The 18,193-nt window shown below is 71.5% G+C and carries 17 protein-coding genes and 1 pseudogene; 4 read left to right on the top strand and 14 right to left on the bottom strand.

The window, feature by feature from the left end:
• The 8 genes from era to hrcA are packed head-to-tail and all read right to left on the bottom strand — an operon-like array spanning nucleotide 1 to nucleotide 7,146.
• The gene (gene era / locus ACZZ9K_RS00655) at nucleotides 1-939 is read right to left on the bottom strand and encodes a GTPase Era (RefSeq protein ID WP_027465313.1); all 939 of its coding nucleotides are present in this window, start codon (nucleotides 937-939) and stop codon (nucleotides 1-3) included.
• Nucleotides 936-2,258 (bottom strand): hemolysin family protein, encoded by a 1,323-nt coding sequence (locus tag ACZZ9K_RS00650; protein WP_138803112.1) that lies wholly within the window; start codon nucleotides 2,256-2,258, stop codon nucleotides 936-938. The genes era and ACZZ9K_RS00650 overlap by 4 nt, the downstream gene beginning before the upstream one ends.
• 3 nt (nucleotides 2,259-2,261) lie before the next feature.
• A complete protein-coding gene (gene ybeY, locus ACZZ9K_RS00645) occupies nucleotides 2,262-2,723 on the bottom strand; it encodes an rRNA maturation RNase YbeY (protein WP_017886675.1) in 462 nt (153 codons plus the stop codon).
• Entirely contained in the window at nucleotides 2,720-3,862 is a 1,143-nt protein-coding gene (locus ACZZ9K_RS00640; protein ID WP_463443073.1) for a PhoH family protein, read from the bottom strand. The genes ybeY and ACZZ9K_RS00640 overlap by 4 nt, the downstream gene beginning before the upstream one ends.
• Nucleotides 3,852-4,205, bottom strand: coding sequence for a histidine triad nucleotide-binding protein (locus ACZZ9K_RS00635; protein ID WP_027465310.1), 354 nt, complete (start codon nucleotides 4,203-4,205; stop codon nucleotides 3,852-3,854). Before ACZZ9K_RS00635 ends, ACZZ9K_RS00640 begins: the two co-directional genes overlap by 11 nt.
• 38 nt (nucleotides 4,206-4,243) lie before the next feature.
• Nucleotides 4,244-4,981 (bottom strand): 16S rRNA (uracil(1498)-N(3))-methyltransferase, encoded by a 738-nt coding sequence (locus ACZZ9K_RS00630; protein WP_463443072.1) that lies wholly within the window; start codon nucleotides 4,979-4,981, stop codon nucleotides 4,244-4,246.
• The gene (gene dnaJ / locus ACZZ9K_RS00625; protein WP_017886671.1) at nucleotides 4,981-6,093 is read right to left on the bottom strand and encodes a molecular chaperone DnaJ; all 1,113 of its coding nucleotides are present in this window, start codon (nucleotides 6,091-6,093) and stop codon (nucleotides 4,981-4,983) included. Before dnaJ ends, ACZZ9K_RS00630 begins: the two co-directional genes overlap by 1 nt.
• Nucleotides 6,094-6,126: 33 nt before the next feature.
• Complete coding sequence (gene hrcA, locus ACZZ9K_RS00620) at nucleotides 6,127-7,146, bottom strand: heat-inducible transcriptional repressor HrcA (protein ID WP_027465308.1); 1,020 nt, start codon at nucleotides 7,144-7,146, stop codon at nucleotides 6,127-6,129.
• Nucleotides 7,147-7,256: 110 nt separating this feature from the next.
• Between hrcA and ACZZ9K_RS00615 the strand changes: the two genes are divergently transcribed.
• Complete coding sequence (locus ACZZ9K_RS00615) at nucleotides 7,257-7,730, top strand: DUF4870 domain-containing protein (protein WP_083404419.1); 474 nt, start codon at nucleotides 7,257-7,259, stop codon at nucleotides 7,728-7,730.
• A 37-nt stretch (nucleotides 7,731-7,767) separates the two neighbouring features.
• Here the strand turns inward: ACZZ9K_RS00615 and hemW are convergent, their stop codons facing one another.
• Nucleotides 7,768-9,021, bottom strand: coding sequence for a radical SAM family heme chaperone HemW (gene hemW / locus ACZZ9K_RS00610; protein WP_138803109.1), 1,254 nt, complete (start codon nucleotides 9,019-9,021; stop codon nucleotides 7,768-7,770).
• Nucleotides 9,022-9,049: 28 nt separating this feature from the next.
• On the opposite strand from hemW, the gene ACZZ9K_RS00605 reads away from it, so the two are divergent.
• Complete coding sequence (locus ACZZ9K_RS00605) at nucleotides 9,050-9,742, top strand: HAD family hydrolase (protein ID WP_051596685.1); 693 nt, start codon at nucleotides 9,050-9,052, stop codon at nucleotides 9,740-9,742.
• Nucleotides 9,743-9,817: 75 nt separating this feature from the next.
• Here the strand turns inward: ACZZ9K_RS00605 and ACZZ9K_RS00600 are convergent, their stop codons facing one another.
• Entirely contained in the window at nucleotides 9,818-10,465 is a 648-nt protein-coding gene (locus tag ACZZ9K_RS00600; protein ID WP_035808235.1) for a DUF1990 family protein, read from the bottom strand.
• Nucleotides 10,466-10,596: 131 nt separating this feature from the next.
• On the opposite strand from ACZZ9K_RS00600, the gene ACZZ9K_RS00595 reads away from it, so the two are divergent.
• Nucleotides 10,597-11,094, top strand: coding sequence for a hypothetical protein (locus ACZZ9K_RS00595; RefSeq protein ID WP_071248126.1), 498 nt, complete (start codon nucleotides 10,597-10,599; stop codon nucleotides 11,092-11,094).
• An 83-nt stretch (nucleotides 11,095-11,177) separates the two neighbouring features.
• On the opposite strand, the gene lepA is transcribed toward ACZZ9K_RS00595, so the two are convergent.
• On the bottom strand, nucleotides 11,178-13,025 hold the full coding sequence (gene lepA / locus ACZZ9K_RS00590) for a translation elongation factor 4 (RefSeq protein WP_463443071.1): 1,848 nt from the start codon (nucleotides 13,023-13,025) through the stop codon (nucleotides 11,178-11,180).
• Nucleotides 13,026-13,172: 147 nt separating this feature from the next.
• On the bottom strand, nucleotides 13,173-14,339 hold the full coding sequence (locus ACZZ9K_RS00585) for a pyridoxal phosphate-dependent aminotransferase (protein WP_027465302.1): 1,167 nt from the start codon (nucleotides 14,337-14,339) through the stop codon (nucleotides 13,173-13,175).
• A 222-nt stretch (nucleotides 14,340-14,561) separates the two neighbouring features.
• Between ACZZ9K_RS00585 and rpsT the strand changes: the two genes are divergently transcribed.
• On the top strand, nucleotides 14,562-14,822 hold the full coding sequence (gene rpsT / locus ACZZ9K_RS00580; protein WP_017886662.1) for a 30S ribosomal protein S20: 261 nt from the start codon (nucleotides 14,562-14,564) through the stop codon (nucleotides 14,820-14,822).
• A gap of 206 nt (nucleotides 14,823-15,028) precedes the next feature.
• Here the strand turns inward: rpsT and holA are convergent, their stop codons facing one another.
• Together holA and ACZZ9K_RS00570 are read right to left on the bottom strand one after the other, a co-directional pair.
• Nucleotides 15,029-16,048 (bottom strand): DNA polymerase III subunit delta, encoded by a 1,020-nt coding sequence (gene holA, locus ACZZ9K_RS00575; RefSeq protein WP_138803508.1) that lies wholly within the window; start codon nucleotides 16,046-16,048, stop codon nucleotides 15,029-15,031.
• Nucleotides 16,049-16,670: 622 nt separating this feature from the next.
• Nucleotides 16,671-17,843: pseudogene (locus tag ACZZ9K_RS00570) on the bottom strand (ComEC/Rec2 family competence protein); the annotation flags it as partial.
• Between the last annotated feature and the right edge of the window lie 350 nt (nucleotides 17,844-18,193).

Here is an 18,193-nt window from a genome sequence, read left to right as displayed (position 1 = left end):
TCAGAAGCCGAGGCGTCCGAGCTGCTTCGGGTCACGCTGCCACTCCTTGGCCACCTTCACGCGGATGTTCAGGTAGACGTGCCGGCCGCCGAGCAGCGACTCGATCTCGACGCGGGCCCGGGAACCGACGTCCTTCAGGCGCTCACCCTTGTGTCCGATGACGATCGCCTTCTGGCTGTCCCGCTCGACGAACAGGTTCGCGAAGATGCGCAGGGGGCCGTCGGCGTCGTCGTCGGCGTCGGGCTCGACGATGTCCTCGATGACCACGGCGAGCGAGTGCGGCAGCTCGTCACGGACACCCTCGAGCGCAGCCTCGCGGATGAGCTCGCCGATGCGCTCCTCGTCGGTCTCCTCGGTCACCGCGCTCGAGTCGTACAGCTGCGGCGACTCGGGGAGCAGGGCGGTGATCACGCCGAGCAGGTCTTCGAGCTGCATGCCCCTGGTGCCCGAGGTCGGCACCACGGCGTCCCAGTCGCGGAGCTTCGAGACGGCCAGCAGCTGCTCACCGACGCGGTCCTTGGAGGTGCTGTCGATCTTCGTGACGATCGCGATCTTCTTGGCGCGCGGGTACTGGTCGAGCGTGTCGTTGATGAACCGGTCGCCGGGACCGACGGGCTCGTTCGCCGGCACGCAGAACCCGATCACGTCGACGTCGCCGAGTGTGGACTGCACGAGGTCGTTGAGCCGTTCGCCGAGCAGGGTACGCGGACGGTGCACGCCCGGGGTGTCGACGATGATCACCTGGCCGTCGGGCCGGTGCACGATCCCGCGGATGGCGCGCCTGGTGGTCTGCGGCTTCGACGAGGTGATGGCGACCTTCTCGCCCACCAGGGCGTTGGTCAGCGTCGACTTGCCGACGTTCGGACGGCCGACGAACGAGACGAAGCCCGCGCGGTAGGGCTTCTCCGAGCCGGCCTGGGTGGTGTCGGGGTCGGTCATGCGTGCGTGGTTCCCGTCGTGGTGGGTTCGGCGTCGTCGAAGGCGTCCTCGACGTCGGCCAGGGCGTGGGTGCGCTCGGCGAGCACGGTGATGAGGTGGCGGCGCTTGCCCTCGACCCGGTCGGCGGTCAGGACGACCCCGGACACGGTGACGGTGTCGCCGGAGACGGCCAGGTGTCCGAGCTCCTTGGTGAGCAGGCCACCGGCGGTGTCGACGTCGTCGTCGTCGAGCTCGATGCCGAACAGGTCGCCGAGCTCGTCGATCGGCAGTCGGGCGGAGATCCGCCAGATGCCCGGTTCGACCTCGGTCCTGTCGACGACGGCGCGGTCGTACTCGTCGGAGATGTCGCCGACGAGCTCCTCGATGAGGTCCTCCATGGTGACGAGCCCGGCGACACCGCCGTACTCGTCGACCACCAGCACCAGGTGGTTCTTGGCGACCTGCATGTGCCGCAGGGTGTCGTCGGCGTGCTTCGACTCCGGCACGAACTCGGCGGGCCGCAGCAGCCGGCTGACCCGCTCACTGCGGGACGCCGGTCGTTCGTACAGCGACCGCGCGACGTCGCGCAGGTAGAGCACACCCCGCACGTCGTCGCTGTCCTTGCCCGTCACCGGCATCCGGGACACCCCGGCGGCCAGGAACTGCTCCATCGCCGCGGCCAGTGTCTCCGCGCCGTCGACGGTGAGCATGTCCGTGCGGGGCACCATGACCTCGCGCACCAGGGTGTCGCTGAACTCGAACACCGAGTGGATGAGCTCGCGGTCCTCGTCCTCGAGCACGTTGCTCTCGGTGGCCTCGTCGACGAGCGAGAGCAGCTGCTCCTCGCTCGACACGGTGGAGGCGCTCCGGCCGCGGCCGGGGGTGACGCGGTCGCCGATCCGGACGAGCAGCCCGGCCAGCGGACCGAGCACGATGCGGACCCCACGGACGATGCCGCCGGTCGCACCGATCAGCCGCTCGGCGTGCGCGCGTCCGACGCTGCGCGGACTCGACCCGACCAGCACGAACGACACCGCGGTCATGATCGCGGCGGAGACGACGAGTGCGATCCACCAGCTGTCGAAGGCGCGCACGAGGGCGATCGTCACGAGCACCGCAGCGGCGGTCTCGGCGAGGACCCGGAAGAAGTTCAGCGCGTTGACGTGCGCCCCGACGTCGTCAGCGATCGCCTCGATGGCGCGGCGGCGCTTGTTGCCCCTGGCGATCTCCTCGAGGTCGGCCCGGGAGACCACCGAGAGTGCGGCATCGCTCGCGGCGAGGAGCCCGCCGAGCACGACGAGCCCCAGCGCCACCGCAAGGAGTCCGGCGACGACGACCACCGGCTACCGCCCTCGGTGCTGGGCGGCGAAGGCGGTCAGGATCTCGCCCTGGATGCCGAACATCTCGGCCTTCTCGTCGGGCTCGGCGTGGTCGAAGCCGAGCAGGTGCAGGATGCCGTGGCAGGTGAGCAGCAGCATCTCGTCGGTGCTCGAGTGCCCGGCGGTCTTCGCCTGCTCCTCGGCCACCTGCGGGCAGAGCACGATGTCGCCCAGCAACCCGGCCGGCGTGGGGTCGTCCTCGGTGCCGGGGCGCAGTTCGTCCATCGGGAAGCTCAGGACGTCCGTCGGTCCGGGCTCGTCCATCCACCGGACGTGCAGCTGCTCCATCGCGCCCTCGTCGACCAGCACGATCGCGAGCTCGGCATCGGCGTGGACGTGCATCGCGTCCAGGGCGAACGCGGCGAGCCGCTGGATCGCGGCCTCGTCCACCTCGACGCCGGACTCGTTGTTGAGCTCGATGCTCACCGGTTGCCTCCTCGGGCGTCGTTCTGGGGGTACGGGGGTCGTGCGCGGTCCTGCGGCAGGCGCCCACGGCGTTCGGCGCGGTTCGCTCCGTCGGGGTTGCCGACCGGGGCGGTGCCGCGGCCACCGGGGCGCTGCCCGGCCTGCTCGGCGAGGCGCTCCTCGTCGTAGACCGTGTACGCGTCGACGATCCGGCCGACGAGGGTGTGGCGGACCACGTCCTCGCTGCCGAGACGGGCGAAGTGGATGTCCTCGACCTGGTCGAGGATGCGCGTCACGAGCCGCAGACCGGAGACGTTGCCCGGCAGGTCGACCTGGGTGATGTCACCCGTGATGACCATCTTCGAACCGAACCCGAGCCGGGTCAGGAACATCTTCATCTGCTCGGGTGTGGTGTTCTGCGCCTCGTCGAGCACCACGAAGGAGTCGTTGAGGGTCCGGCCACGCATGTACGCCAGCGGGGCGACCTCGACGGTGCCGGCCGCCAGGAGCTTCGGGACCAGTTCCGGATCCATCATCTCGTTGAGGGCGTCGTACAGCGGGCGCAGGTACGGGTCGATCTTGTCGGTGAGCGTGCCCGGCAGGAAGCCGAGCCGCTCGCCGGCCTCGACCGCGGGACGGGTGAGGATGATCCGGTTGACCTCGCGCCGCTGGAGCGCCTGTACGGCCTTGGCCATCGCCAGGTACGTCTTGCCGGTACCGGCCGGACCGATGCCGAACGTGATGGTGTGCTCGTCGATGGCGTCGACGTAGGCACGCTGCCCGTCCGTCTTCGGGCGGACGGACTTGCCGCGGCTCGACACGATCGGGGTGCCGAAGGTGTCGGACGGCTTGCGGTCGTCGTCGAGGATGCGTGCGGACATCGGGATGTCGGACGGGCCGATCTCCTGCCCGCGCCTGACCATGCCGACGAGCTCGTCGACGAGCGCCTTCGCGCGTGCGACGTCGCGCTCGGGCCCGGTCAGCGTGACCTCGTTGCCACGGACGACGACCCGGACGCCCGGGTACTGGCGCTCGACGGTCTTGAGGAGACGGTCCTGGGGACCGAGCAGCTGCACCATGGCGATGCCGTCGACCTGGAGCGAGACGGAGACGGGCTCGTCGTCGGCGGCGGTGGGCTGTACTGGTTCGTTAACCGGCAAGGGTACCTTCCTGCAGTTCACCTGCGAGTACGTGCGCGTGCACGTGGAACACGGTCTGACCGGCGGCTTCGCCGGTGTTGAAGACGAGTCGGAACTGGCCGTCGGCGCGCTCGTCGGCGATGCGCTGCGCGGTGGCGACGACGTGGGCCAGCAGATCGGGGTCGCCCGCTGCGAGTTCGCCGACGTTCGCGTACTGCTCGGTCTTGGGGACGACGAGCACGTGGACGGGAGCCTTCGGGGCGATGTCCTCGATCGCGATCACACGGTCGTCCTCGGCGACGATGGTCGCCGGGATCTCGCGCGCGATGATCTTGGAGAAGACGCTGGGCGTGCTGCTGCTCATGGCTCCATCGTAGGACGCGCCCGACGGCGTGGTCCGGCTCACCAGCGACCCAGTCGCGCCTGCAGGACAGCGAGTGCCGCCGGTCCGGCGGTGGACGTGCGGAGCACACTGTCGCCGAGTCGGACCCGCACGGCACCCGCGGCTTCGAGCCGGTCGAGCTCCGCGCCGTCGATGCCTCCTTCGGGGCCGACGACGAGGGCGATGTCCTCGGCGTCCGTCGGGGGCTCCCAGGTGGCGAGCCGCACGGTCGCGGTCGGGTCGAGCAGGACGAGGGTGGTCCCGTCGCCGAGCGCGGACACGAGCTGTCCGGTCGTCACCAGCGGCGCGACGACGGGCACGCGCGGACGGATCGCCTGCTTCGCGGCCTCGTGCGCGATCGCGGCCCATCGGGTACGGCCCTTATCGACCTTCGCGCCGTCCCACCGGGAGACGCTGCGCGCGGCCGACCACGGCACGACCCGGTCGACCCCGATCTCGGTCGCCGCCTGCACGGCCATCTCGTCGCGACCGCCCTTGGCCAGGGCCTGCACGAGCGTCAGCGACGGGCGCGGTGCGTCCTGGTGCTCGACGGTCTCGACCGCGAGCTCGAGCGTGTCCTTGCCGAGTGCCGTCACCGGACCGGACACGACCGTGCCCCGACCGTCGGCGATCCGCAGGACCTCGCCGACCCGGACACGCGCGACGGAGACCGCGTGCCGGCCCTCGGCGCCGTCGAGCGACACCGGGTCACCGACGGCGACGCCGTCCAGCGAGTCGACGAGGTACAGCGACGCCATCAGTGGTTGAAGAACCGGTCGCGGAGCTTGCCGAACATGCCCTGCTGGAACCGGGCGAGCTGCGGGGCGGTGGTCTTGTGCGACTTCGCGAGCTGCTCGACCAGCTGCCGTTCCTTGTGGGACAGCTTGGTCGGCGTGACGACCTGCACGCCGACCCGAAGGTCGCCACGGCCGTTCCCGCGCAGCTTCGTGATGCCGCGGTCCTTGATGACGAGGACGTCGGCACTCTGCACACCGGGACGGATCTCGAGCTCGACCGGGCCGTCGAGGCCGTCGATCGTGGTGGTCGTGCCGAGGACGGCGTCGGTCATGCCGACCTCGAGCGTCGCGAGCAGGTCGTCGCCGTCACGGCTGAAGACGTCGTCGTGGCGCACGCGGATCTCGAGGTACAGGTCGCCGGACGGGCCGCCGGCCGGACCGACCTCGCCCTGGCCGGGCATCTGCAGGCGGAGACCGGAGTCGACGCCGGCGGGGACGTCCACCGGCACGGTGCGACGCGCGCGGACGCGGCCCTGACCCTGGCAGGTCGGGCAGGGGCTCGGGATGACGGTGCCGTAGCCGCGGCACGTGCCGCACGGGGCGCTCGTCACCACGTTGCCGAGGAGCGAACGGACCTGGCGCTGGATGTGCCCGGAGCCGCCGCAGATGTCGCACGTGCGCGGGCTGGTGCCCGGTGCGCAGCAGGAGCCGTGGCAGGTCTCGCACAGCACCGCCGTGTCGACCTCGACGTCCTTGTGGGTGCCGAAGACGACCTCGTCGAGGTCGACCTCGATGCGGAGCAGGGCGTCCTGGCCGCGCTCGGCACGGCTGCGCGGGCCGGATCCACGGCCGCCGCCACCGCCGCCGCCGAAGAAGGCGTCGAAGATGTCGCTGAAGCCACCGGCGCCACCGCCGAAGGGGCTGTCGGCCTGCGGCCCGGCGTCGTACCGGCGCCGCTGCTCGGGGTCGCTCAGCACGTCGTACGCGTGCGTCACGTCCTTGAAGCGCTCGGCGGCGTCGGGTGCCGGGTTCACGTCCGGGTGGAGCTCACGCGCCAGGCGGCGGTAGGCCTTCTTGATGTCGGCATCGGAGGCGTCTCGCTGGACGCCGAGGACGTCGTAGTGGTCTGCCACGTATCCCTCAGTCGGTTGGGTTCGGTCGGTTGGTCAGTGTTCGCCCAGGAGCTTGGACAGGTAGCGGGCGACGGCGCGGACGGCCGCCATGTTCGTGCCGTAGTCCATGCGGGTCGGTCCGAGGACGCCCAGGCGGGCCACCTCGCCACCGGCCAGGTAGCCGCCGGCGACGATGCTCGTGGCGTCGAGCCCGTACTCGGCGTTCTCGACGCCGATGCTGGCCGCCACCGCGATGTCGTCCACCTGCATCTCCCCGAACAACCGGAGCAGGGTGACTTGTTCCTCGATCGCTTCGAGCACCGGGAAGAGGCCGCCGGAGAAGTCCTGCTCGCTCTTCGCCAGGTTGGCCGCACCGGCCATCAGCAGGCGGTCCTGCCGGTTCGCCGCGACCTGCTCGATGAGCGTGGCGACGACGACCCCGCCGAGCGTCTGGGCGTCGGGGCGGAGCTGCTGCGGCACGGCTCGGAGCGCGGTCGGGACGTCCTGCAGCAGGAGCCCCACCGTCGCGCCGTTCACCACGGTGCGGAGTTCACCCAGCGAGTCTTCGTCGAGCGGGACGTCGGTCTCGACCACGCGCTGTTCGACGCGGGCGGTGTCGGTGATGAGCACCACCATCAACCGGGCGTCACCGAGCCGGACGAGCTCGACGTGCTGCACCCGGGCGCGCACCATCGAGGGGTACTGCACCAGGGCGACCTGGTTGGTGAGCTGGCTGAGCAGCCGGACGGTGCGCCCGAGGACCTCGTCGAGGTCGTTCGGGGCGCCGAGGAAGGTCTCGATGGCGTGCCGCTGCGCGCTGGAGAGCGGACGGGCACCCGCCAGGTGGTCCACGAAGACGCGGTACCCCTTGTCGGTCGGAACGCGCCCGGACGAGGTGTGCGGCGCGGCGATCAGCTGCTCGTCCTCGAGCAGGGCCATGTCGTTGCGGATCGTCGCGGCGCTGACCCCGAAGGCGTGCCGCTCGACGATGGTCTTCGACCCGACGGGTTCACGCGACGCCACGTAGTCGCGCACGATGGCCTTGAGGACTTCGAGGCTGCGTTCACTGACCACGAGCGCCTCCTTTCCCGATCGACCTGGCACTCGGACGTGTCGACTGCTGATCCTACGCCCGACCGCTGACGGCCCGGGACTTCCGGGCGGTCGGCCGGTACGCTTCCGCCATGACCTACGGACAGCAGCCCGACGGCCCCGGACCCGAGCAGCCCGGCGGCCAGTACGGCCACGGGCCCGGTGGCCCCCAGCAGCCCGGCGGACCGCAGTACCCCGGCGGACCGCAGTACCCCGCCGGCTACACGCCGCCCCGGCCGATGAGCCCCGAGGACCAGCGCCTGTGGGCCACGCTGACGCACATCGGCGGCATCTTCTTCAACTTCATCGCGCCGTTGGTCGCCTACCTGGTCCTCCGCGACCGCGGCGGCTTCGTCCGTGAGCACACCCGCGTCGCGCTGAACTTCCACATCACGATGGGCATCGCCTACGTGGTCGGTTCGCTCACGTCGGTGTTCGGCGTCGGGGTCCTGATCGTGCTGGCCGCGGGCATCGTGTCGCTGATCTTCAGCATCATGGCCGCGATCGCCGCGAACCAGGGCCAGTTCTACCGCTACCCGCTCTCGATCGAGTTCATCAAGCAGTAAGCGGCAAGCACTGCGCAGAGGGCAGTGCGCAGGCTCCTCAGTCGAGCAGCTCCCGCACCACCGCGTCGGCGAGCAGGCGACCCTGCAGGGTCAGGTCGATCCGTCCCCGCACCGCGGCCGCCCCGTCCACGAGTCCGCGTGCGATGAGGCCGGCGACCCGGCCACGGGCCTCCTGGCGGATCTCGCTCGTCGCGAGCTCCCCGCGGACCCGCGCCGCCAGCAGCAGTCGCTCGACGTACCGCGTCTCGTCGTCGATGGTCTCGCGGCCGGCGGCCGGCGACTCCCCCGACAGCACCCGGTTCGCGTACGCGGCCGGGTGCTTGACGTTCCACCAGCGCGTGCCGGCGACGGCGGAGTGCGCGCCGGGGCCGACGCCCCACCAGTCGTGGCCCTTCCAGTAGGACAGGTTGTGGCGACTCGCGTGCGCGTCACCGCGTGCCCAGTTCGACACCTCGTACCAGGAGTAGCCGGCGTCGCCGAGCACCTGGTCGGCGAGCTCGTACATGTCGGCGGCCAGGTCGTCGTCGGGGGCGGGGAGCTCGCCGCGGGCGACCATGCGGCCCATCGCGGTGCCGTCCTCGACGATGAGCGAGTACGCCGACACGTGGTCGGGCTCGCAGGCGATCGCGGCGTCGAGCGAGGTCCGCCAGTCGGCGAGGGACTCCCCCGGCGTCGAGTAGATGAGGTCGAGCGAGACGTCGAGTCCCTGCTGCTTCGCGAGGTCGACGACGACGGGGACCCGGAGCGGGTCGTGCGTGCGGTCGAGCGTGGCGAGCACGTGCGGCACGGCGGACTGCATGCCGAAGCTGATCCGGTTGAAGCCGCCGGCCCGCAGGGTCTCGAGCGACGCCGCGTCGACGGAGTCCGGGTTCGCCTCGGTGGTGACCTCGGCCCCGGGCAGGATGCCCCAGGTGTCGTCGATCGCACGGAGGATCATCGCCAGGTCGGACGCCGGCAGCATGGTCGGGGTACCGCCGCCGAAGAAGACGGTCGACACCGGCCGCCGCGGCACACCGGAACGGTCGAGCACGGTCGCGGCCCACTCGATCTCGCGCACGGCGTGCCCGGCGTAGTCGTCACGGCGGACGCCGCGGAGTTCCGACGCCGTGTAGGTGTTGAAGTCGCAGTAGCCGCAGCGCACGCGGCAGAACGGCACGTGCACGTACACGCCGAAGGGCACGTCACCGGCGGTGGGACCAGCCCCCGGCCCGGCAGCGGAGCCCGCCGCCGCCCACGGGGTGATCAGGCCGTCCGCTGGTGCTGGATCGGCGATCGGGAGAGCACTCGGCATGGGCTCCATTCTCCGTCATGATGGAGCCATGGAGCACCATCCCGTCCCCACCACGGTCCTGTGGGACATCGACGGCACCCTCGTGATGAACGCGTCGTCCCCGGGCAACCTCTACCACCTCGCCCTCGAGCGGGCGGTGGGCCGTGACCTCACCCTGCGGGTCGGGCACCAGCACGGCAGGACCGACGCCGGGCTCATCGCCGAGCACGTGCACGCCCACGCGTTCGAGGACACCCTGATCCCCACGGTCAGCCGGCACCTCCACGACCTGACCGCCGAACGGCACGCCTCCGGCGACCACCGCAGCCCCGTCCCCGGGGCGAAGGCGCTCCTGACCCGCTTCGCCGAACTCGGGTGGCGCAACGGCCTGCTCACCGGCAACTCCGAGTACCGCGCCCGGGTGAAGCTCACCGGCGCCGGGTTCGACGCCGACGTCTTCGACTGGGAGCACTCGTACTTCGGCGACACCGAGGTCGAGCGGGCGGGGGTCACCCTGCGCGCCGCCGCCGAACTGGTCGGCACCCGGGCGGTCATCGTCGGCGACACCCCGCGGGACGGCGAGGCCGCGGACGCCGCGGGCATCCCCTTCCTGGCCGTGGCGACGGGTGTCTACGACGTGGACGCGCTGCGGCACACGAACGCCGTGACCGTCGCACGCGACTGCCAGCAGGACGCCGCCCTCATCGAGGACGCGATCGCGGCACTCCCACCGCTCCGCTGAGGAGCAGGAGCGCGCGCGAGACCGAGGGCGCAGTCGCGAGACCGCGGGTGAGACCGCGACCGCGCGACCAGGCGCCTAGTCCCCCCGCAGCGCCGCCAGGTACTTCTCCGCCATGACCTTCTGCTGCCGCCGCACGAACGGCGCGACGAAGCGCCACTTCCGGCTCGCCGGCTGCGAGAACTGCCGGACCTGCAGCCACACCGAGCCGTCCGGGGTGCGCTCGACGACGAACGACTCCTCGCCGGAGAGCGGGTGCCCCTCGAGCGTGCCGTAGGCGAACCCCTTGCGGTCGTGCTCGTCGATGATCGACACGACGCGCACCGGTGCCAGCACGGTCTGCCCGAACGCGTGGATCGTCAGCGTCGCGCTGGTGCCCGCCGTCAGCAGCGGGGTGCCGTCGGGCGCGAACTTCTCGACCCGGGGCGTGCCGATGGACGCCGGCGCGATCGGCACACCGTCGTCGTCGAAGGTGACCGGGTTGTACCGGACCTCGTCGTCGTCGGGCTGCTCCTCGACGCGCACGCGGACCCCGCTGCGCTCCTGGATCTGCCACGTGAGCGCCTGCACGACGGCGGTCTCGAACCGCTGGTCGCCGTGTCCGATCCGCGCGCGCGACTCGGCCGGCGTGAAGCCGTCCGGCGGGTAGGTCATGAGGTCCGACGCCTGGGTCGCCCCCACCGCGCCGTACGTCAGGGCGGTCCGGTAGCTCCCGCGGATGCTCATGCCGCCATGTTACTTGGGCAGGCCGCCCCGGATCGAACCGATCTACGCTCACCTCCGTCGGATCGGCGCACCCGCCGTGCACCCCGAACTGGAGGCCCGACAACCGCCCGCCCCGGGGCTATCGTCAGCAGGTGCCCCACCCCACCCCCGTCCGTCCGCGGTCCGTCGACCGCCGGACCGCCGTCCTCGCCGCGCTCACGCTCGTCGCGTTCGGCGTGGCGGCGACCGCCCGGGTGCTGGTGGACGTGACCACGTCGGCCGCGGCGTCACCCGCCCGGTACGCCACGGTCGCGCTCGCTCCCGAGGCGTGGAACGGCTTCGACACCGCGAACGTCATCGCCGCCGTCGGGGCGAGCTGCGCCGGCGCCGGGGTGCTGCTGTTCGGTGCCGCACTGGTGTCGGCGGTGCGGCGTCAGCGCGGCCGTCGGCTGCCGCTGGTCCTCGCGGTCGTGACGCTCGCGATGGTCGTCGGCGCCGTGGTCGCCGGGGTGGCCTCCGGCGAGCAGACCGACTTCGACGCGGCTGCCCACTGGGCCATCCTGCGGACCGCACTGGCGGGACTGGCCGCTGCGAGCCTCCCGGCCCTCTGCCTGGCCGCCCTGCGGGCGCGCGCCCGCCGGACCGGCTGACCCGCGCCGAGCTTTCGCGCTCACCGACAGATCTCGGCGGCCGCAGTGCGTGAGCTGTCGCTCAGCGCGAAACGCGCTACGCGCTACTTCTTCTTCTCTTCGACGTCGCCGGAGAGCGCCGCGATGAAGGCTTCTTGCGGGACCTCGACCCGACCGATGGTCTTCATGCGCTTCTTGCCCTCCTTCTGCTTCTCGAGGAGCTTGCGCTTGCGGGTGATGTCACCGCCGTAGCACTTCGCCAGCACGTCCTTGCGCATCGCGCGGATGCTCTCGCGGGCGATGATGCGGGCGCCGATGGCGGCCTGGATCGGCACCTCGAACTGCTGGCGCGGGATGAGCTTGCGCAGCCGCTCGGTCATGAGCGTGCCGTAGGCGTACGCCTTGTCGCGGTGCACGATCGCACTGAAGGCGTCGACCTGGTCACCCTGCAGCAGGATGTCGACCTTGACGAGGTCGGCGGCCTGGTCGCCGGTGGGTTCGTAGTCGAGCGACGCGTAGCCCTGGGTCTTGCTCTTCAGCTGGTCGAAGAAGTCGAAGACGATCTCGCCGAGGGGCATCTCGTAGCGGATCTCGACGCGGTCCTCGCCGAGGTACTCCATGCCGAGCAGGGAGCCGCGGCGCTGCTGGCACAGTTCCATGATCGCGCCGACGTAGTCCTTCGGGGCCAGGATCGCGGCGCGGACCATCGGCTCGCGGACCTCGACGATGCGCCCGGTCGGGAACTCCGACGGGTTCGTGACCTCGGTCACGGCGTTGTCCTCGGTCGTGACCTCGTAGATCACGCTCGGGGCCGTGGTGATGAGGTCGAGCCCGAACTCGCGGGACAGCCGCTCGGTGATGATCTCGAGGTGCAGCAGCCCGAGGAATCCGCAGCGGAACCCGAAGCCGAGCGCCACCGAGGTCTCCGGCTCGTAGACCAGTGCGGCGTCGGAGAGCTTGAGCTTGTCGAGCGCTTCGCGGAGCACCGGGTAGTCGCTGCCGTCGATCGGGTACAGGCCCGAGAACACCATCGGCTTCGGGTCCGTGTAGCCGGGCAGCGCCTGGGTCGCGGGCTTCTGCGCACTCGTGACGGTGTCGCCGACCTTGGACTGACGGACGTCCTTCACGCCGGTGATCAGGTAGCCGACCTCGCCGACGGACAGCCCCTTGGTGGGCTTCGGCTCCGGGCTCGAGACCCCGATCTCCAGGATCTCGTGCGTCGACTTGGTCGACATCATCTGGACCTTCTCGCGGGGCGAGATGGAGCCGTCGATCATGCGGACGTAGGTGACGACGCCGCGGTAGCTGTCGTAGACCGAGTCGAAGATCATCGCGCGGGGTGCTGCCTCGGCATCGCCGACGGGGGCCGGCACGCGACGGACGACCAGGTCGAGGAGCTCCGGCACCCCGACGCCGGTCTTGCCGGACACCCGGAGGACGTCCTCGGGCTTGCCGCCGATGAGCTGCGCGAGCTCGGCCGCGTACTTGTCCGGCTCGGCCGCCGGGAGGTCGATCTTGTTGAGGACGGGGATGATCTCGAGGTCGTTCTCGAGCGCCAGGTACAGGTTCGCGAGCGTCTGCGCCTCGATGCCCTGCGCGGCGTCGACGAGCAGGATCGCGCCCTCGCACGCGGCCAGGGAGCGCGAGACCTCGTACGAGAAGTCGACGTGCCCGGGGGTGTCGATCATGTTCAGCGCGAACGTCTCACCGTCGAGTTCCCACGGCATGCGCACGGCCTGCGACTTGATCGTGATGCCTCGCTCGCGCTCGATGTCCATGCGGTCGAGGTACTGCGCACGCATCGCGCGGTCCTCGACGATGCCGGTGATCGACAGCATGCGGTCGGCCAGCGTCGACTTGCCGTGGTCGATGTGCGCGATGATGCAGAAGTTGCGGATCGCGTCGGCCGGGGTCGCTGCGGGCTCCAGCGGAGCGGATGCTTGTGGGCTCACGGTTCCTCAGGTGGGTCGGACGGTCGCAACAGTCTCCCACGCTTCACCCGCCCTGGAGGCACGGCGCGCGTCCGCCACGTGCGGGACGGACGCGGGGCGCGCCTCCGAAGCGGTGATGCGGTCGACGAGGCGGGCGTCGGCCGCCGGTCAGACGGTCGCGTGCGCCGGAGCCGGCAGGGCACCGAGGCCGCGCCGGAGGTCGTCCGCGGTGGCTGCGAGGCACACGCGGATCCACCCTTCGCCGGTGCGTCCGAAGGCGCTGCCCGGCGCGACGGCGACCCGCTCACGCTGCAGGAACCCGAGCGCCCACTCGGCGATGTCCCCGTCGGACGCGTGCGACATGTCGATCCACAGGTAGAACGCCCCGCGCGGGTCGAGGTACCGGATGCCGGCGGCGTCGAGCGTCTCCTTCGCGACCTCGAGGTTCGCGCGGTAGTGCTCCCGAGCGTCGCGCACCGCGGAGTGGTCCCCCACGATCGCCGCGAGGGCCGCGTACTGGTCGGGTTCGGCGACGCAGCTGATCATGGCCTCCTGCGTGGTCCGCATCGTCGCGCCGAGTCCCTTCGGCGTGACGAGGTAGCCCACGCGGACGCCGGTCATCGCGTACGTCTTGCTCAGTGAGAACGCCGAGAACACGCGGTCGTCCTCGTCGAGCGCCGCCAGGCTGACGTGCCGGGTGCCGTAGGTGAAGTACTCGTAGACCTCGTCGCTGATCACCCAGAGGTCGTGCCGCTTCGCGAAGGCCAGGAGCGCACGCAGGGTCTCCTCGCCGAAGACCGAGCCGAGCGGGTTCGACGGCGAGTTGACGATCAGTACCCGGGTGCGTTCGGTGACGCTCGCCTCGAGGGCCTGCAGATCGGGTTCGAACCCGTGCTGCGGCTCCAGCCGGTACGGCACCGGGGTCGCCCCGATGATGTGGGCGTTCATCGTGAAGGTCGTGTAGCCGGGGTCCGGAACGAGCACCTCGTCGCCCGGGCTCAGCGTCAGCGTCATCGCCTGGAACAGCGCCTGGGTCGCACCGATCGTCATCCAGATCTGCTCGAGGTCGGCCTCGATCCGGTTCTCACGGCGGAGCTTGTCGCGGACGGCTTCGCGGAGCGGCGCGATCCCACCGTTCGGTGTGTACCCGGTGCGGTCCTCGGTCCAGGCGCGACGGGCAGCCTCGCCGATGTGCGGCGCCACCGGGACGTCCGGCTCGCCGATCACGAGCATCGTGACGTCGGTGCCGCTCGACTGCAGCAGGGCCGCCTGCTCGAAGACCCTCCGGATGCCGGAGGCGGGCACGGTGTCGATGCGCGGTGCGAGGGAGGGCATGTCCGTCACGGTATCCGGTGCGTGTTGCCGTGGGGTTTCGGCGCGGTCGGCCGCGGGCTTCCGCCGATCCGGCGGTGTTTCGTGCTTTGGTGGCAGCCCGCTTGCCTGGTAGTGTTGGTGGCTGGCTTCCGCGTTCCCCGCCCACGGGTGGAACGCGATGCGACCAAGGGCCCCTCTACCCTGCGGTCGCGCCCACCCGTACGAGACGAGCAGGAGCAATTCATGGCGAACATCAAGTCGCAGATCAAGCGCATCAAGACCAACCTCAAGGCCACCGAGCGCAACAAGGCGTACAAGTCGGAGCTCAAGACGCACATCCGTCGTGCCAACGACGCCGTCGCCGCCGGTGACAAGGACAAGGCCGTTGCCGCCCTGGCCCTCGCGTCGAAGAAGCTCGACAAGGCCGTGAGCAAGGGTGTCATCCACAAGAACCAGGCCGCGAACCGCAAGTCGGCCATCGCGAAGAAGGTCTCGTCGCTCTGACGTCCTGACCCTTCTGGTCCGAAGGCCCCGCACCGTTGGTGCGGGGCCTTCGTCGTGTGTGGGGTGCGGGGTGCGTGCGCGGCGTGGGGTGCGTCGGGTCCGTTTCGTGAGCAGAAACGGTCGGGTCGTGATGGAACACCCGACCATTTCTGCTCACGAAGCGCCGGCCGACCGGCGCGCGAGAAGGCCGGGAGGCCCGACTCGCCTCAGCGGGCCTCGCCGCGTCGGGCGATGGTGCGGACCATGACCTCGAGCGCGTAGTGCGCGTCGCGCGAGCCACCCTTCACAGCGGTGTCCGCCTCGGCGATGCTGATGATCGCGTTCGCCAGCCCGGACTCGCTCCAGCCGGCGACGTCACGCTGCGCGCGCTGCACCTGCCACGGCGCCATCCCGAGCGCCGAGGCCGCCTGACCGCTCGGACCCCGGAAGGCGCTGACCTTCGCCATCGTGCGGATCTTGCTCGCGAAGGCGGCGACGATCGGCACGGGTGCCTCGCCGGTGGCCAGGGCGTGCCGCAGCTCGACGATCGCCGGTGCCGACCGGCCCGCGAGGGCGATGTCGGCGACCTTGAACGCGTTCGTCTCGACGCGGCCGCCGTAGTACTTGTCGACGACCTTGTCGGTGATCTCCTCGGCCTCGTCCGCCAGGAGCTGTCGGCACGCGGCGGCGAGTTCGGCGAGGTCGTCGGCGAACGCGGTCACCAGGGTCCGGACGGCGGAGGGTGCGATCCGGCGTCGTGCGGCGCGGAACTCGGCGTTCACGAAGTCGATGCGGTCGGTCTCGCGCTTGAGCTCGTCGCACAGCACCTCGACCCCGCCGCCGACACCGCTGCGGATCGTGTCGAGGAGCTTCTTGCCGCGCACGCCACCCCCGTGCCGGAGCACCAGGGTGACGTCGTCGGCGGGGGCCTGCAGGTAGGAGATCGTCTCGGTGATGAAGGCGTCGGTGCACTTCTCGACGTTCGTGACCTGCACGAGTCGCGGCTCGCCGAACAGCGACGGGCTGGCGAGGGTGGCGAGGAGCCCGGGGGCGTACTGGTCGGCTTCGAGGTCGTGCACCTCGAGCGCGGGGTCCTCGCCCTGCAGCAGGTCCTTCAGCACACCGCGGGCGCGGTCGGCGAGGAACGCTTCGGGCCCGGTGATGAGCACGACGGGTGCCGGACGGATCCCCGACCAGGGCACCTGGTCGATCTTCGCTGCGGCGCGCGCGGGCTTCTTGGCGGCCATGTGGTCCTTCCGGTGGTGCCGGCCCGGACGGTGCCGGGTCGAGTGGTGCACCGACGATCCTACGGGCGGCCGCCGACGACGAGCGCTCCGTCCACACCCGCACCTCGTCGCTGCCGGAGCGGGCGAGCACCACGGTGCCGCGCTCGTCGGTGCGGAGCGGCAGCGTGCCAGCAGCCTCGAGCATGCCGAGCGCGGACGGCGTCGGGTGCCCGTAGGTGTTGTCCGCGCCGACCCCGATGAGCCCGACCCGCGCGGCGAGCCCTCGGTAGAGCTGCGGGTCCTGGTCCGCGGAGCCGTGGTGCGCCACCTTCACGACGTCGATCGGCCCCGCCGGCAGACCACCGGCGTTGCGCAGCCGACGTTGCGACGACTCCCCCAGGTCGCCGAGGAAGACCCCGGTCAGGCACGCCGGACAGGAGTCTCCGTCCGCCGGCCCCGTGGCCAGCACGATGCTCGCGTCGTTGCCGGCGGCACGGTCGTCGCCCGGTGGCCACACCACGCGCCAGGCGAGCGGCCCGAGGGTGCCGGAGACCCGGTCGTCCGCCGTCCGGACGTCGACACCGGCACGCCGGAGGTCGTCGACCACCCGCTCGTCCGACGCACGTCCCACGGGTCCGACCAGGGCGGTCTCGACCGTGTCCGCCACAGCGCCCACCGCGCCGACGTGGTCGCGGTCGAAGTGCGTCAGGACGAGCAGGTCGATCCGGGTGACCCCGAGCAGTTCCAGGCACGCCCGGAGCCGTTCCTCGTCGTCGCCGGTGTCCACGAGCGCGACGGCGTCATCGCCGCGGAGCAGCGCTGCGTCCCCCTGCCCGACGTCGCACGCGGCGACCGACCAGTCGCCCGGTACCGATCCCCGGACGACGAACACCGGGACGGTGACCGCTGCGACACCGACCACGACCACCACCCCTGCGGCGAGCAGCAACCGTACGCCGAGCCGCCCCCGGACCAGCACGGCGACCGCGATGCAGCCGCACACCAGCACCGCGGCGGCCACACCGGGTGCGCCGGCCGGCCAGGGTGCCGACGCGTGTGGCAGGGCGGCCGCCCCGTGCGCGATGCCCCCGACGGCGGCGGCCGGGACCCATGCGACGGCCGCGAGCCCCTGCGCACCCGCCGGCCACACCGGAGCGAGACCACACGCGGCGAGCCCGATCACCGTGACGACCGGCGCGAACGGCTCCGCGAGCAGGTTCGCCGGCACCGCGTAGGTCGGGAGCGCCGCCGACAGCGGGATCGTCACCGGCCAGCAGGCCACCTGTGCGGCGACCGGGATCGCGAGTGCGGCGGCGACCGGCGGCCACACACGACGCGCCAGGAGCTCGGTGAGCGGCGGACCGAGCACCACGATCCCGCTCGTGGCGAGCACGGACAGGGCGAACGCGAACGACCGCGCGAACCACGGGTCGACCACGAGCATGCCGACCGCGGCGAGGGCGATGAGCGGGACGCCCCGCACCGGTCGACCGGCCAGGTGCACGACGAGCACCACGATCGCCATCACCGTCGCCCGGACGATCGACGGGTCGGGGCGTACGAGCACGACGAACACCAGGAGCACGCCGACGGCCGCCGCGGCCCGGGGGCCTCTCGGCAGACCACAGGCTCGACCGAGGACCACGACGAGCCCGACCACCACCGCGCAGTTCGCCCCGGACACCGCCGTCAGGTGCGTCAGCGCCGAGGTCTCCATCGCCGCCTCGGTCGTCGGGTCGAGGCCGGAGCGGTCCCCGATCGCGAGCCCGCGCAGCAGCGCCGCTCCGGGCTGCGGCAGGTCGGCCGTGGCCCGCACGAAGGCCTGCCGGGCGGTGTCGGTGGCGCCGAGCAGCCCGTCGGGCGGCACCGACGACGGCGTCCCGCGGAGGAACGCCACGAACGCGGTCGCGGAACCGGGTTCGTCCGGCTGCAGGGTGGCGGTCACGGTGACCCGGGCACCGGCCGCCAGCACGGCGTTCGGTGCGTCACCGTGCTGGTCGGGGACGAGCCGGACCGGCACCCGGAGCCCGCCGAGGTCGTCCGCACGCACCAGTGTCGCGGTGACGGAGCGGTCCCCCGGCACGAGGTCGCGGGTCAGCACGGCCTCGACCTCCACGTGCCCCGCCCCCGGGCCGGCGACGAGCGCACGGAGCGGTTCCGGGGCCC

Source organism: Curtobacterium sp. AC268 (assembly GCF_979258745.1).
Note: the sequence above shows the minus strand (reverse complement) of the source record. Positions and strands in the feature narration are given on the sequence as shown.

Excerpts from the sequence above, each read along its gene's own strand:
- era (WP_027465313.1), bottom strand. The coding sequence starts at position 939 with ATGACCGACCCCGACACCACCCAGGCCGGCTCGGAGAAGCCCTACCGC.
- ACZZ9K_RS00635 (WP_027465310.1), bottom strand. The coding sequence starts at position 4,205 with ATGAGCAGCAGCACGCCCAGCGTCTTCTCCAAGATCATCGCGCGCGAG.
- ACZZ9K_RS00630 (WP_463443072.1), bottom strand. The coding sequence starts at position 4,981 with ATGGCGTCGCTGTACCTCGTCGACTCGCTGGACGGCGTCGCCGTCGGT.
- ACZZ9K_RS00615 (WP_083404419.1), top strand. The coding sequence starts at position 7,257 with ATGACCTACGGACAGCAGCCCGACGGCCCCGGACCCGAGCAGCCCGGC.
- hemW (WP_138803109.1), bottom strand. The coding sequence starts at position 9,021 with ATGCCGAGTGCTCTCCCGATCGCCGATCCAGCACCAGCGGACGGCCTG.
- ACZZ9K_RS00605 (WP_051596685.1), top strand. The coding sequence starts at position 9,050 with ATGGAGCACCATCCCGTCCCCACCACGGTCCTGTGGGACATCGACGGC.
- ACZZ9K_RS00600 (WP_035808235.1), bottom strand. The coding sequence starts at position 10,465 with ATGAGCATCCGCGGGAGCTACCGGACCGCCCTGACGTACGGCGCGGTG.
- ACZZ9K_RS00585 (WP_027465302.1), bottom strand. The coding sequence starts at position 14,339 with ATGCCCTCCCTCGCACCGCGCATCGACACCGTGCCCGCCTCCGGCATC.
- rpsT (WP_017886662.1), top strand. The coding sequence starts at position 14,562 with ATGGCGAACATCAAGTCGCAGATCAAGCGCATCAAGACCAACCTCAAG.
- holA (WP_138803508.1), bottom strand. The coding sequence starts at position 16,048 with ATGGCCGCCAAGAAGCCCGCGCGCGCCGCAGCGAAGATCGACCAGGTG.